This window comes from Nonlabens marinus S1-08, assembly GCF_000831385.1.
Classification (GTDB): Bacteria; Bacteroidota; Bacteroidia; order Flavobacteriales; family Flavobacteriaceae; genus Nonlabens; species Nonlabens marinus.
Genome location: NZ_AP014548.1, coordinates 815,416 through 829,084, shown reverse-complemented (window position 1 = coordinate 829,084; position 13,669 = coordinate 815,416). Strand labels below are relative to the sequence as shown.

The following is a 13,669-nucleotide window of genomic DNA, read 5'->3' as shown; positions in this document are numbered from 1 at the left end:
GAAGTCTATGAAACACTGGTTTTCATAGGGTTATTATTCCTCTTGTAGATTGGGAGTTGACTTTTGCAACTGCTGAATTACCGCGTTCATTAATCGTTCCGCGTGGTCGTAATCCGGCATCTTATTCGATTGATAGATCCACATGAAATGATAGAACTGATTTTCTAGGGGAATTATTTCATTTTGATGCAATCTATAGGCTTCGCGCATTAATCTTTTTACATGGTTGCGGTCTACCGCGCGCTTAAAAAATCGCTTAGGAACACTGAAACCCACTTTGTGATTCTCTTCACCTTCCACTGCTGTATACTTGAGTCGCAGTGCACCCTTGCGTATGGACAAGCCACTTACAAAAAGCTGATCAATAGCTTTCTTACTCTTTAATTTTTTGTCTTTGCCCAGTGTGAACTCCATAAGGCAAAGATACTGGAGTTAACTGTTTATCAAGGGCTCCTAAACAACAAAGCCAGCTCTATGGAGCTGGCTTTGAAACTTTAAAATAATCTTTTTATGGGGTAAATAAGTTGTTTTCCTTATTAACATCTGCCATTCTATTTTTTGGATCTATAGTGATGCTATCGACATCATTTGCGTCAAACCCTTTTAATGCTAAATCATAGGTTGGAAAAGCCCAAGGCCAGTCTTGCGCCACGGTCCAGGATGCAGGTACTTTCTTCTGGTTATACATCAATTCCAACGGTACGTAGTACATTTTTGTAGACCCATCTTTCATGGTTACTTGAATGTCCAGCGGCATAGGCATTAACCCCTTTCGCGAAAGCGATACCACAGCCATTCCATTTTCCATATTCAAATCATCAATAGCATAATCAATGGTATTTGTTGTCATGGTCCAGTCAGTAAGATACCAGTCCAACTCAAAACCACTCACTCGTTCTGCTACTCGTTTGAAGTCATTAGGCGCTGGATGTTTGAATTTCCAAGTGTTGTAATACTCCTTGATGATCTGATCGCGTACATCATCACCGACGATATAACCCAATTGAGCAAGGAAGACGGCACCTTTTGAATACGCACTGGTTCCATAAGCAGCGTTGAGTGCATAGCGATCTGCATGAGTAGTTTGTGGTTGCTCTATTCCTGAAGTTGCCAGCCTGATATAACCACTGTAGGATCCCGCTGATGGATTTTCCTTGTTTTCATTGAAGATGGAATTCATCGCCTCGTCTGAAATGTAGGAAGTAAACCCTTCATCCATCCATTCGTGTTTTGCTTCATTAGTAGCTAGAATGTGGTTGAACCAAGAGTGCGCAAATTCATGTGCGGTTACTCCTGCAAGACTTCCAAAGCTGCGCTCTCCTGTAATCAAAGTACACATCGCGTATTCCATACCACCGTCACCACCTTGGATGACAGAGTATTGTTTGTAAGGATACAATCCAACGTTCTTATTATAGAACTCCAGCATTTGATTGGTCGCTGGCTGTAATTTTTTCCAGTTGTCCTTGATTGCCGCGTTGTCTTTGTAGAAAAAGTGAAGGTCTACATTGTTGACTCCTTTGTAGATGTCGTGGATGAAGTCTGGATCAGCTCCCCAAGCGAAATCATGCACCATTGGCGCTTTGAAGTGCCAGGTCAACATGCCATTTTCTCCTTTACCAGGACCAGAATTTGGTTTGTCATATCCATGACCTATTTCGTTAGGATTCTGAAGATATCCGGTTCCACCAACCGTGTACTCTTTGTCTAGGGTTAGCTTGACATCAAAATCACCCCAAACACCATGAAATTCACGACCTATGTAAGGACTTGCATTCCACCCATCTTTATCAAACTCGGCTATTTTAGGATACCATTGTGTCATGGATAAAGCAACACCTTCAGCGTTATTACGTCCACTGCGGCGTATTTGTACTGGTACCTGACCGTTAAAATCCAATTCAAACGATGTGGACTGTCCTGGCTTCAACGGTTGAGATAATGGCACAATTAGAATAGTTCCTTCTTCAATAGGGCTCAAACGCTTGCCGTCTTGAGTCATATTGTTGACATGTAAATAGCCCTGCTCATTAGGCAGTAAAGCTTCAATACGTGAACCTACACGGCGGTCTGGATCCTGAATTGTTCTAGAACGAACGTCCATTTGACTGCCTGGCTGAAATGCGTTGAAAAACAAATGGTAATAAACGCGATCGAGTGTTTCAGGAGAGTTGTTAGTGTAAACTAACTTCTGCTTGCCATCATATTGATAACGATCCACATCCATCTGGACATCCATGTCATATTTGACCTGTTGTTGCCAGTAATACGGAGCATCAGAGTTGGCTTGAAATTTTTTAGTGTCTTGAGTAGAACTACAACTGGCAATAAATACACCAGCGGTAATCATCAAAAAAAGTTTTTTCATGAGAAAATTTTAGATCTGGATAAAGATAAGGATTTGAAAGAGACCCAAATATTATGATAATTATTTTTTGGGCGTTCCCACGCTTAGGCGTGGTCAGGCTTTCGGCTGCAATCTTTTTATAGCAACGCAAAAACACGATTGCTATAAAAAGGATTTCCACCTCAATCCTTAACGCGAGTTTATTGACAGCAATTTAATATATGAACTCGCCTAGCTACAGAGGCTTGATAAGAAACTACCTGAATTACAGCCTTAGGTACAAGTAGACCCAATATTAATAAACTAAGAAATGCGGAAAACAAAAAAACCCAGCTTAAAAACTGAGGTTTTGTAGTTGACCCACACTTTGGCAAGCTGAGCGCATCGCTTGGGCTCAAACCAGGGACTTTCTGTCCCGATAGCTATCCGGAGAGTTGGATACTCTTTTTTTATCATTTATAGACACAAAAAAACCCCAGCCAAAAAGCTGAGGTTTTGTAGTGGGCCCACCTGGGCTCGAACCAGGGACTTTCTGATTATGAGTCAGATACTCTAACCAGCTGAGTTATAGGCCCTCAAAATATCGCAGTGCGATATACTGATTAAAAGAGTGCAAATGTAATCGAAATCCTCAATACCTCAAAGTAAAAACTGCTGACACGACAAATTTTGGTAAGCATTAAAACGAGTGTTTAATATGGAATTGAATGTCTGGATTTAGGGACTTTCTGTTCCGATAGCTATCGAGAGAGTCAGATATTCTAACTAGCTAATTTAAAGGTCCTCAAAATATCGCATTGTGATGTACCGATTAAAAAGTCTACTACTTTATACTATAAGTGCGTTTCAACAAACTATTCTTTAATTTCCTGACACAGTTCTACTAAGACTCCGTTTGTACCCTTAGGATGTACAAATGCTACCCATTTATTATCGGCGCCACGTTTGGGTTCTTTATTAAGGATGGTAAAGCCTTCTTCCTCCAAACGTTGCAATTCTGCTACAATGTCTTCGACGGCAAAAGCAACGTGATGAATGCCCTCGCCGCGCTTCTCAATAAATTTTGCGATGGCACTTTCTGGGTTTGAAGCTGCGAGCAGTTCTATTTTGTTTTCACCAGCTTTGAAAAAACTGGTGGTTACATGTTCAGATTCAACAGCTTCTTGTTTGTAGGCAGCGCTACCTAGCAACTTTTCATACACCTGATTTGCTGCATCAAGGTCTTTGACGGCGATCCCTAGATGTTCAATTTTTCCAAGCATGATCCTGATTTTTATCAAAAATACAGTTTTATAGAATTAAGAACAGAGCCAACGTCTTGTGAGCTTCACTTTAATCTGATTGCGTTAGGGATAGCAGCGCAAATCCTTTTTCTAGCTGTCGCTTCAAAGCGATAGTTAGAAAAAGATTGTAGCGGATAGCCCGACCGCGGCCCAAGCCGAGGTAACGCCCATATTATCATCATAATGTCATTACTTACATTACCTTTGTAGCATGGAAGAAAGTCAACGCCAGAAGAAAATTGCCGGAATCCTTCAAGAGGATATTTCAAAGGTATTGCAGGATAAGATGCGAGAGAATGCGGTCAAGAACCTCATTGTTTCTGTCACCCGGGTCACGGTCACGCCAGATTTAGGTTATGCCAAGGTATACGTATCGGTTTTTCCACCTGAGAAAGCGGTTTCTGTAGTTAAGGAAATTGTTGAAATGACTGGCGATATACGTTATGATGTGGCGGCCAAGGTGCGTCACCAGTTCCGTCGCATGCCTGAGCTTCAGTTTTATAATGACGACAGTCTGGAGTACATGGACCAGATCGACAAGGAGCTGAAAGGGCACAACAATCCTATTGACAATCCAGACATATTACCCAGACGTAAGAAGTCCTAAGTGAACTTTTCATTTTACATAGCGCGACGTTATCTGGTCTCGAAAAATGGTAAGAACGCCATTAACATCATCAACATTCTTAGTTTTATCATTACCATCGTGGGAACGGCGGCGCTTTTTATCGTGCTTTCTGGATTCAGCGGGTTGAAGGAATTTAGTACCAGTTTTAGCAGTTACTTCGATCCAGATTTGCAGGTGACTGCAGTGCAGGGAAAGACGTTGGAAATTCCGCTTTCGCGAAAGCGTGCTCTCGAGAACATTACAGGAATTGCAGCAGTATCAGAGGTCATCGAGGAGAAAGCATTTTTAAGTTATTCCGAAAAAAATGATATCGCTTTTATTAAGGGTGTTCCAGATAATTACGATCAGATTATTGAGATAGATTCGATTATAGTCTCCGGCAGCTGGTTGACTGACAATGACCCACAAGTGGTTGTAGGTTATGGTATCTCTAGAGATCTCTCCATATCAGCTAACGATTACAGTTCGTTTATGCAAATTATGGTACCAAGACCTGGAAAAAATGCGATCAATGCCATGAATTTGAGCCGCTCTTTCAGCACCTTGGATGCGATTGCCTCTGGCTTGTTTTCGGTAAACGAGGATTTAGACAATAAATACATTTTTATGCGATTGAGTGCGGCACGTACACTGCTTAATTATAGCGACAGCACCGCATCTGCATTAGAAATAAAACTTACGGATCCAGAACTGGAGAATGACGTCCGTCAAGAAATTGAAGCTCTTTTTGATGTTGATATTGAGATTAAGAATAAGCTGCAGCTCAATGGGGCACTTTACAAGATGCTGAATTCTGAAAATCTTGCGGTGTATTTGATTTTTACGCTGGTGTTAATTATTGCGCTTTTCAATGTGGTGGGATCCATCATCATGATGATTCTGGATAAGAAGAAAAATTTAAAAACTTTGCTTGATTTAGGAGCTGAGGTAGGCCAACTGCGGCGCATTTTCTTTTTTCAAGGATCGTTAATGACCATTTCAGGTGGGATTCTAGGCCTGCTGATAGGCGTTGGATTTGTTTATGGCCAACTCACCTATAAGTGGGTATATATTGCCCCAGAAATTCCCTATCCTTTTGCCATGGAACTCTTAAATGTAATCATTGCTCTTTCTACTATTGTGGTGTTAGGAGTCATGGCAAGCTATATAGGCAGTCGCCGTATCAATGATAGATTACTTTCTCAGGCGAAGTTGTAGCTCCTTATTTCGTTTCGAAGCAATCTTTATTATCTAAATATTTATCATATTCATCATTGTTCATTTTGAACAAAATCTTTGAATATCTGCGAGAATCCGAGAAGTTGTCTTCATGCAAAAAATCAGTTATCATATATAATATAAACAGATGTTCAATATCATCCATTTTCAGAGCTGAATATCTCTTCCTTGATTTTGGATACTGTTTCCAAAATCGTTTATAATCGCTGTAAACTTGGTCTGTTACTTTTGAAATAATTTGATTTAGCAGTTCATTTGGAACTTGACCTTCAGCTAATTCAAAATAATACTCTTCAATTTTGGATTGAAAATCTTGTCTAGGAGCAATTTTATTTTTCGTTTTCCAGAAAAGCATTTAGATCAACTGTAGTTTGATATTCTAGTTTTGGCAAATCAAGCAAAGCTATAATCCCCAAACTCTTGCAATACCTCTTCAAAAGCTGCAAAGACTGCGGCGCTATCGTCACTGGTCACCATTTTCATGCGGTGCTCTTTGAAGTTAGGAATGCCTTTAAAGTAATTGGTATAATGTCTGCGAGTTTCAAAAACGCCTAGTTTTTCACCTTTCCAAGCAATAGCCATTTCTAAATGACGTCTAGCCACTTCAACTCGCTCTTGCATAGTGGGAGGATCTAAATGTTCTCCTGTGTTGAAAAAGTGCTTCACCTCTCTGAAAAACCACGGATAACCTATACTTGCTCGACCTATCATGGCGCCATCCAGTCCATACTCATCACGCATTTCGACAGCACGCTCTGGAGTATTCACATCACCATTTCCAAATACAGGAATGTGCATGCGCGGATTATTTTTTACGGCAGCAATAGGTTTCCAGTCGGCATCGCCTTTATACATCTGGGCTCTGGTGCGACCGTGAATACTTATAGCTTTGATACCTACATCTTGTAAGCGCTCTGCTACCTCGACAATTTTAATAGAATCGTGATCCCAGCCTAGACGGGTTTTCACGGTAATAGGAAGGTCTGTGTGCTTGACCATCGCAGCAGAAAGCTGCACCATTAGATCAATATCTTTCAAGATTCCAGCACCAGCACCTTTAGAAACTACTTTCTTCACCGGGCAACCAAAGTTGATATCGATCATATCCGGTTTGGTGCGTTCTACAATCTCTACAGACTGTAGCATGGATTCCATATTAGCCCCAAAAATCTGTATACCCACAGGACGCTCCGTCTCGTAAATATCCAGTTTCATGGTGCTTTTTGCTGCATCCCGTATGAGGCCTTCGCTAGAAATAAATTCAGTAAAAACAACGTCAGCACCGTTTTCCTTACACAACGTACGGAAAGGTGGATCACTCACATCTTCCATAGGCGCAAGCAACAGCGGGAAATCGGGAAGTTCTATGTCTCCTATCTTAACCATGGTGCAAAGATATGGGTTAAATGCATTATCTTAAGTTTTTGGAAAAAGGATGTAACAAATGGGAGTTAAATTTAATACGGTTCGAATCGGTAATAAAAGAAAAAATCCAAACGCTGAAATCCTAGTTAGGCAAAACTATGATGAGCTAAAATCTTCCATAAAGCATTTAATCGAAACTGAATTTAATGAGGAACCGATTGAAATTGCTTTAGTAATCCCTGAAAAGGGATTCGATACTAAGATGATTCTTGAAAACATCAAAAACGGCACGTTGATAAAAACGCTTAAAAAAAGATTTCCGAATAATCAGTATAAAGGAGCCTACTGTAATATTGAAAGAAATTTGTTCAATAAATTATTTTGAGACTCCTACAAACCAACTCCTTTGGCCTTAGTTCGTTCTTGATCTTCTGGAGTTGCCACCTCGTTATTTCGTAAACGGAAGTTTCCGAATTTGTAAGTAAAGCCTAGCTTGATCAAGTTGGTTTCTGGTAAGGCAAGGTATTGGTTATCTTGATTTTGATACCTTGATTTCAAAGTCTGATTCTGACTCAAGAAAATGTCGCTATAATCTAGTGTCATGAATGCTCTATTGTTCCATAAACTTTTATAAAAACCTATACTGGAATCAAACCTGCCTTTAAGTTCGTAAGAACCGAAAAGAATATTTGAAATATAACTGGCTGATACGTCTAAGCTAAAAGTACGGTCTTCAGACAAAGTTATTCTGCTGAAAATATTAGCATAGAACCCGGTCACATCTAGCTTTTGAAACTCTGTATCTGATTGCACCGCTCTAAATTCGTTTTCCATGTAATAGAGGCTGGTCTGAACTTGAGCAAAAATGCTTTGATTTAAATATTTATAAGTGGAAAAGTCAAAGCTGTATTGCCTCTCGTAATTCATGTTTACATTTTGCGAGTTGACAAAATTGGTTTGGTTATCCTGAAAAGGTAAGATTGCCAAGGCGCCTTCCGTATTTATATAATAAAGATCAAAAGAGTAGGTGTTTTTTATAGTCCAATTCAAGTCAATTCTATTAGTGAACGATGGGCGCAAGTTTGGATTTCCAGTATTAACGTTATTGTCGTTGATGAAATAGGAAAACGGATTCAAACTCTCATAACGTGGTCGGTCGATAGATCGTCTGTAACTTAAAGTCAAGGCGTTGTCGTCATTGACTTGATTTGTAACTGCAATATTTGGAAATAATTCAAAATAATTTTGAGTGTTGACTTGACCTAAGGAACGGCTGTCGCCTTCTACATCTGTTTGTTCTGCACGCAAACCTATGGCTAATGCCCATTTTTCCCAATCACGATCTAGCTGTACATAGGCCGCATAAATATTCTCATCGTAGAGAAATTCATCGGACAATGCAGCATTAAATTGAGGCGATCCTCCATCTGTATCAAAAAAGTCTAGGGAGCTGGTAGAGGAAACGCCTGAGAACTTTGCACCCGCCTTAAAAATGTAATTACCTAAGAGGTTCTCGTAGTCCATTTTGGTCACGTAGATATCAATCTCTTGGTCCGCATCTGTGAAAAAGCTGTTGGTTCTTGTAGTGGCTCCAGTACTATCAAAAAATCTACTGGCTAAATCTTGAGTCTTATTACGATCTGTAAAGATGTAATTTCCTTCTAGTGAAAAGCTACCAGATCCTTCATTAAACAAGTTAGTATAGCTTGAATTTACAAAACCAGTTGTAATATCCACTCCTAAGTTTGACTCCGTATCAAAACCGTCAAAATTCAGCGAGCCGGTGGGTAAAATAAAGGTCTCCACCGTCGTATTCTCTTCTTGATTATTGTTTGCAGAGTAATTCCCAGACAAACTGATCGAGTTGTTAGAATCCAGCGTAAAATCTATGGCTGTATTCAAATTGTGTGCATCACTTTCCGTAACCTTTTCAAAATCTGTGAACCATCGTGATTCGCGTGTGCCATCAGGATTAAAAAATCCAACTTGGGCTTCATCGACTTTTAAGTCTTTACGAGGGTTGTAATTATAGTTGGCATAGATATTTACCCAATTGTTTTTATAAAATTGGGAAGTTCCTATTTGATATTTAGCTAGTTCATCAATGGCATAACTACCATTAATAGAACCTTTGTAACCTAGGGAGATTCCTTTGCTGGTGTTGATGTTGATTACTGCAGCACCTTCTGCATCATAGTTAGCAGATGGATTTGTAATTACCTCGACGCTTTTGACGTTATCTGCGCTGTAGCCTGTTAATAGAGCATTAAGTTCGTCAGCAGTTATATAAACCCGTTTGTTGTTGATATAAACTACAGCAGGCGAATTTTGAACCATATAACTCCCGTTCATTTCAAAAACGCCAGGAGTTCTTTTTAAAATATCAGCTGTATTTCCTGTACTCAAGGAGCTGTTCTCCACGTTGAAAATAAGTCTGTCTGGACGTTTTTCTATGGTAGGACGCCTAGCGGTAACTGTTACGCCTTGGAGCGATTCCGTTGCTGTGGTTAGTTGAAGCTCGTTTAGTGTAATGGATTTGTCGATGGTCAGCTTTCGCGAAAGCGGAACATATCCAACAGAACTTATAGCAAGGGTGTAATCTCCTGAAGCTATACCGTTTATCGAAAAACTCCCATTCTCACTAGTGGTTGTTCCCTTGTAATAGGTACTGTCTGGCATTTTGAATAGCAATGCAGTCGCATAAGCAACAGGTTTATCAGCGTCATCCACAACGCTTCCTTGCAAGGAATTTTGAGCTTGGAGACCTATAGTAAACAGGAGTAGTAGTAATGTAATAATTTTCATACACAGAATTGTTGCAACAGCTAAATTAATGAAACCTACCATTTTATTGAGACGGATCGATTTAGATTATATTTGTAACCGATTAAAATTCTATGAAAAACATACGTAACTTTTGTATTATCGCTCATATTGACCACGGTAAAAGCACGCTGGCAGATCGCTTGCTGGATGCGACTCAAACCGTGACTAAACGTGAGTCTAAAGCACAGTTGCTGGATAATATGGACCTGGAACGCGAGCGAGGGATTACCATTAAATCGCACGCCATTCAAATGGATTATACTGCCCCAGATGGTGAGAAATATATTTTGAATCTTATTGATACACCGGGACACGTAGATTTTTCTTACGAAGTTTCTCGTTCTATTGCCGCTTGTGAAGGCGCTCTTTTGATTGTAGATGCTGCACAAAGCATACAGGCACAGACGATTTCAAACTTGTACCTCGCATTAGAAAACGATTTGGAAATAATTCCGGTCTTGAATAAAGTAGACTTACCGTCTGCGAACGTTGAAGAAGTAACAGATGATATCGTTGACCTCTTAGGGTGTGATCCAAGCGAGGTCATACCAGCCAGTGCAAAAACAGGTCTAGGTATTCAGGATATACTAGATGCGATTATTGAGCGAGTTCCAGCACCTAAGGGAAATGTAGACGAGCCTTTACAAGCCCTAGTTTTTGATTCCCAATACAATCAATTTAGAGGTGTTGAAACCATTTTTAGAGTCATCAACGGTTCTATTAAAAAAGGGCAACATATCAAATTTGTTGCGACAGGTGAGAGTTATTATGCTGATGAAATCGGGACTTTGAAACTAAACCAAGTTCCTAAAAACGAAATAAAAGCGGGTGATGTAGGGTACTTGATTACAGGTATTAAAGAAGCTAAAGAGGTAAAAGTAGGGGATACGATCACAGACCATGATCATCCTACTACTAATCCAATTGGTGGTTTTGAAGATGTGAAACCAATGGTTTTTGCAGGAATTTACCCAGTGGATACGGAGGATTATGAAGATTTAAGATCCAGCATGGAGAAGCTTCAATTGAATGATGCATCGCTAGTCTTTCAGGCAGAAAGTAGTGCTGCATTAGGATTTGGTTTCCGTTGTGGATTCTTAGGGATGTTGCACTTAGAAATCATTCAAGAACGTCTGGAGCGTGAGTTTGATATGACGGTAATCACAACGGTACCTAACGTGTCATACCATGCATTTACTAATAAGAATCCAGATGAGGTTATTATAGTAAATAACCCAACAGACCTTCCAGAACCATCCACACTCAATAGAGTAGAGGAGCCTTACATCAAGGCAACCATTATTACAAAATCAGACTTTGTAGGTAACGTAATGTCCTTGTGTATTGAAAAAAGAGGAATAGTTACGAATCAAACCTATTTGACCACAGAGCGGGTGGAGATGACCTTTGATATGCCACTGGCTGAAATCGTTTTTGATTTTTATGACCGCTTGAAAACAGTATCTAAAGGCTATGCTTCTTTTGATTATACACCTATAGGCTTGCGTGCTTCTAAACTAGTGCGTGTAGATATTTTATTAAATGCACAGACGGTAGATGCCTTGAGCGCCCTGATTCACTTTGATAATGCCTACAACATCGGTAAAAAGATGGTGGAGAAACTAAAAGAATTGATACCGCGTCAGCAATTTGATATTCCAGTTCAAGCAGCAATTGGGGCTAAGATCATTGCTCGTGAAACGATCAAGGCCTTACGTAAAGATGTTACCGCAAAATGTTACGGTGGTGATATCTCACGTAAACGTAAATTACTAGAGAAGCAGAAAAAAGGTAAAAAGCGTATGCGACAGGTAGGAAATGTTGAGATACCACAACAAGCGTTTATGGCAGTTCTAAAACTGAACGATTAACCCATTTACAAAATTAAATTCATCAAAAAGCCCCACTCAAATCGAGTGGGGCTTTTCGTGTAGGCTAATGAGCTATTTTGAACGTTTTATTAAAGCGACTCTTCCATAGTCACCTCACCACTTTTTTGCTCAACTATTTTTTTACCCATATAAACTAAAAGGTTTCCAGACTCCACTTCCACTTCAGTGGCTGTAGAAGGAATAAGATTGATTTTTTTATTGCCTCTGATAAAAAGCGGGACAATGTCAGGATCGGTCTTAGTAATTTCTAATAGGCCACGGAAGTGCTCTTTAGAGCTCAATTCAATCTCATGAATTTCACCATGGTGCCTTGCCACTTCCATCAAATTCACATAGTCATCAGTTGATGAGAAAAGTCCAGCGTCGGGATTTTCATTAGGATTACTAATTTCTGAAGAGTGTACAATTCTAAAAGCACCATTCTCACCATAAAGCTTTCCAAAACGATCAATTGCATAATCATTAATCTGTGAATTACCAGTTAAAGCAAGCAGGTATCCTATGTTGTTATATTCAATATCATCTAGAAGTGCATCGCTGTAAACATCAGCAACCTTAGCATCGAGCCCTTCATCTTTGGCTGTACGTATATTACTTTTATTCGTATCGATCAACACGACGCTGCGACCTTGCTCTTTCAAATACTTAGCAATAAGCCTTGAGAACTTAGAGGCACCTACAATCATGATGCCTTCCGATTGTTTCAAGAACACACCTACAATTTTAGCAAATAAGCGCGCTGTAGTCGCATTAAGCAATACGGTCCCTAGTACGATCATGAACACTAGAGGAGTAATGTACTCTGCGCCAGGCACGCCTTCATTAGCGAGCTTAGTGCCAAAAAGGGATGCAATACCTGCAGCTACAATACCACGTGGCCCTACCCAGGAAATAAACAATTTTTCATTGAGTTTTAAAGTGCTACCAGCGGTACTGGCAAATACACCCAGCGGTCTTAAGACCAAAACAACCACTGCAAACAAAGCCGCTGTTTTCCAAGTATATATAAGGTATAAATCCTCCATATTGATATTTGCGGCAAGCAGAATAAATAAAATGGAGATCAATAAAACGCTCAGTGATTCTTTGAAATAAAGCAACTCTTTAAGGTTAGGCAATTTCATGTTACCCATAACCATTCCCATTACTACCACTGCTAAAAGCCCGGATTCATGTGCAAATGCTTCACTCAATACAAACACACCTAATACCGCAGCAAGGGTGAAAACATTCAATAAATAGTGAGGTATAATTTTCTTAGTAATTAGAAAGGCGAGGGCATGTGCAAAAGAAAAACCGAAAGAGAAACCGAACAATACAATTTTTCCAAACTCCTTTAAAGCCACCATGGTGAACTCTCCACCAGCGTTAGCACTTATAAATTCAAAAACTAATACCGCAAATAAGGCTCCAATAGGATCGATCAAAATCCCTTCCCATTTTAATATGGAGCTCACATCCTTTTTAAGCGGGATGTTCCTTAAAATAGGAGTGATTACAGTCGGTCCAGTAACAATAATCAAAGCTGAAAATAGCAGAGAAACCTCCCAACTAAAATCAAAAATGAAATGGGCAGCAATACCACCACCTATAAAAGTAATCAATACTGCAACAGATATTAATTTTCCAATTACAGGACCTGTATTAAGAATCTCAGCCCGTTTGAGAGTTAAACCACCTTCAAAAAGTATGACGCTAATAGCCAGCGACACAAAATAGAAAAGGCTCTCACCAGGGAAAAGCCCAGTCTCTCCATTGAATCTAGGTTGTATTAATTTGGTAGCGTCTTCCGTATAAAGTGTGGCGAGTGGCCCGACAGCAAGACCTATTAATATAAGAGGTAAGATTGCGGGAATTTTAAAGCGCCATGCCGTCCATTGCGCGAGTATTCCCAGGATGATGATTCCAGCTAATTCTAGCATTGTATGTATTCTTTTATCATGAAAATACAACCTTTTGATGAAGTTGTAAAAAGAGCTCGCTTTCGCGAAAGCGCAATAAACATACAATAAATGGCATATTTAGCCCTTTAACAAAATATTATTGGCATCCGTAAACTTTCAGGTTAAGGACATATTTGGGCTTTCACTGCTAATTTCACAGCAAAACT

11 protein-coding genes and 1 tRNA gene are annotated in these 13,669 nt (G+C 39.7%); 4 read left to right on the top strand and 8 right to left on the bottom strand.

Going from position 1 to position 13,669, the window contains the following annotated elements; all coding sequences use genetic code 11:
• Positions 1–33: 33 nt before the first annotated feature.
• From rnpA to mce, 4 genes are all read right to left on the bottom strand, one after another.
• Positions 34–414 carry a ribonuclease P protein component gene (gene rnpA / locus NMS_RS03940; protein WP_041495517.1) on the bottom strand — a complete coding sequence of 127 codons (381 nt, stop codon included), beginning with the start codon at positions 412–414 and terminating at the stop codon, positions 34–36.
• Between the two features lie 94 nt (positions 415–508).
• Complete coding sequence (locus NMS_RS03935; protein WP_041495516.1) at positions 509–2,368, bottom strand: M1 family metallopeptidase; 1,860 nt, start codon at positions 2,366–2,368, stop codon at positions 509–511.
• A 480-nt stretch (positions 2,369–2,848) separates the two neighbouring features.
• Positions 2,849–2,922: transfer RNA gene (locus NMS_RS03930), tRNA-Ile, on the bottom strand.
• 279 nt (positions 2,923–3,201) lie between these two features.
• Entirely contained in the window at positions 3,202–3,609 is a 408-nt protein-coding gene (gene mce / locus NMS_RS03925; RefSeq protein WP_041495515.1) for a methylmalonyl-CoA epimerase, read from the bottom strand.
• A gap of 232 nt (positions 3,610–3,841) precedes the next feature.
• Here mce and rbfA point away from each other — a divergent pair, with 232 nt between their 5' ends.
• Entirely contained in the window at positions 3,842–4,237 is a 396-nt protein-coding gene (gene rbfA / locus NMS_RS03920; protein ID WP_041495514.1) for a 30S ribosome-binding factor RbfA, read from the top strand.
• Positions 4,238–5,455 (top strand): ABC transporter permease, encoded by a 1,218-nt coding sequence (locus NMS_RS03915; protein WP_041495513.1) that lies wholly within the window; start codon positions 4,238–4,240, stop codon positions 5,453–5,455.
• A 4-nt stretch (positions 5,456–5,459) separates the two neighbouring features.
• On the opposite strand, the gene NMS_RS03910 is transcribed toward NMS_RS03915, so the two are convergent.
• Complete coding sequence (locus tag NMS_RS03910) at positions 5,460–5,831, bottom strand: hypothetical protein (RefSeq protein ID WP_041495512.1); 372 nt, start codon at positions 5,829–5,831, stop codon at positions 5,460–5,462.
• A 38-nt stretch (positions 5,832–5,869) separates the two neighbouring features.
• Positions 5,870–6,862, bottom strand: a complete 993-nt coding sequence (gene dusB, locus NMS_RS03905) for a tRNA dihydrouridine synthase DusB (protein WP_041495511.1) — start codon at positions 6,860–6,862, stop codon at positions 5,870–5,872.
• Positions 6,863–6,920: 58 nt separating this feature from the next.
• Here dusB and NMS_RS03900 point away from each other — a divergent pair, with 58 nt between their 5' ends.
• The gene (locus NMS_RS03900) at positions 6,921–7,226 is read left to right on the top strand and encodes a hypothetical protein (RefSeq protein ID WP_041495510.1); all 306 of its coding nucleotides are present in this window, start codon (positions 6,921–6,923) and stop codon (positions 7,224–7,226) included.
• Between the two features lie 5 nt (positions 7,227–7,231).
• On the opposite strand, the gene NMS_RS03895 is transcribed toward NMS_RS03900, so the two are convergent.
• Entirely contained in the window at positions 7,232–9,646 is a 2,415-nt protein-coding gene (locus NMS_RS03895) for an outer membrane beta-barrel protein (protein ID WP_041495509.1), read from the bottom strand.
• 92 nt (positions 9,647–9,738) lie between these two features.
• Here NMS_RS03895 and lepA point away from each other — a divergent pair, with 92 nt between their 5' ends.
• The gene (gene lepA, locus NMS_RS03890; protein WP_041495508.1) at positions 9,739–11,538 is read left to right on the top strand and encodes a translation elongation factor 4; all 1,800 of its coding nucleotides are present in this window, start codon (positions 9,739–9,741) and stop codon (positions 11,536–11,538) included.
• 89 nt (positions 11,539–11,627) lie between these two features.
• Here the strand turns inward: lepA and NMS_RS03885 are convergent, their stop codons facing one another.
• A complete protein-coding gene (locus tag NMS_RS03885; RefSeq protein ID WP_041495507.1) occupies positions 11,628–13,481 on the bottom strand; it encodes a cation:proton antiporter in 1,854 nt (617 codons plus the stop codon).
• Positions 13,482–13,669: the final 188 nt, after the last annotated feature.

Bases quoted from the DNA above. Each gene is read 5' to 3' on its own strand.
- rnpA (WP_041495517.1), bottom strand. From the start codon at position 414: ATGGAGTTCACACTGGGCAAAGACAAAAAATTAAAGAGTAAGAAAGCT.
- NMS_RS03935 (WP_041495516.1), bottom strand. From the start codon at position 2,368: ATGAAAAAACTTTTTTTGATGATTACCGCTGGTGTATTTATTGCCAGT.
- mce (WP_041495515.1), bottom strand. From the start codon at position 3,609: ATGCTTGGAAAAATTGAACATCTAGGGATCGCCGTCAAAGACCTTGAT.
- rbfA (WP_041495514.1), top strand. From the start codon at position 3,842: ATGGAAGAAAGTCAACGCCAGAAGAAAATTGCCGGAATCCTTCAAGAG.
- NMS_RS03910 (WP_041495512.1), bottom strand. From the start codon at position 5,831: ATGCTTTTCTGGAAAACGAAAAATAAAATTGCTCCTAGACAAGATTTT.
- dusB (WP_041495511.1), bottom strand. From the start codon at position 6,862: ATGGTTAAGATAGGAGACATAGAACTTCCCGATTTCCCGCTGTTGCTT.
- NMS_RS03900 (WP_041495510.1), top strand. From the start codon at position 6,921: ATGGGAGTTAAATTTAATACGGTTCGAATCGGTAATAAAAGAAAAAAT.
- NMS_RS03895 (WP_041495509.1), bottom strand. From the start codon at position 9,646: ATGAAAATTATTACATTACTACTACTCCTGTTTACTATAGGTCTCCAA.
- lepA (WP_041495508.1), top strand. From the start codon at position 9,739: ATGAAAAACATACGTAACTTTTGTATTATCGCTCATATTGACCACGGT.
- NMS_RS03885 (WP_041495507.1), bottom strand. From the start codon at position 13,481: ATGCTAGAATTAGCTGGAATCATCATCCTGGGAATACTCGCGCAATGG.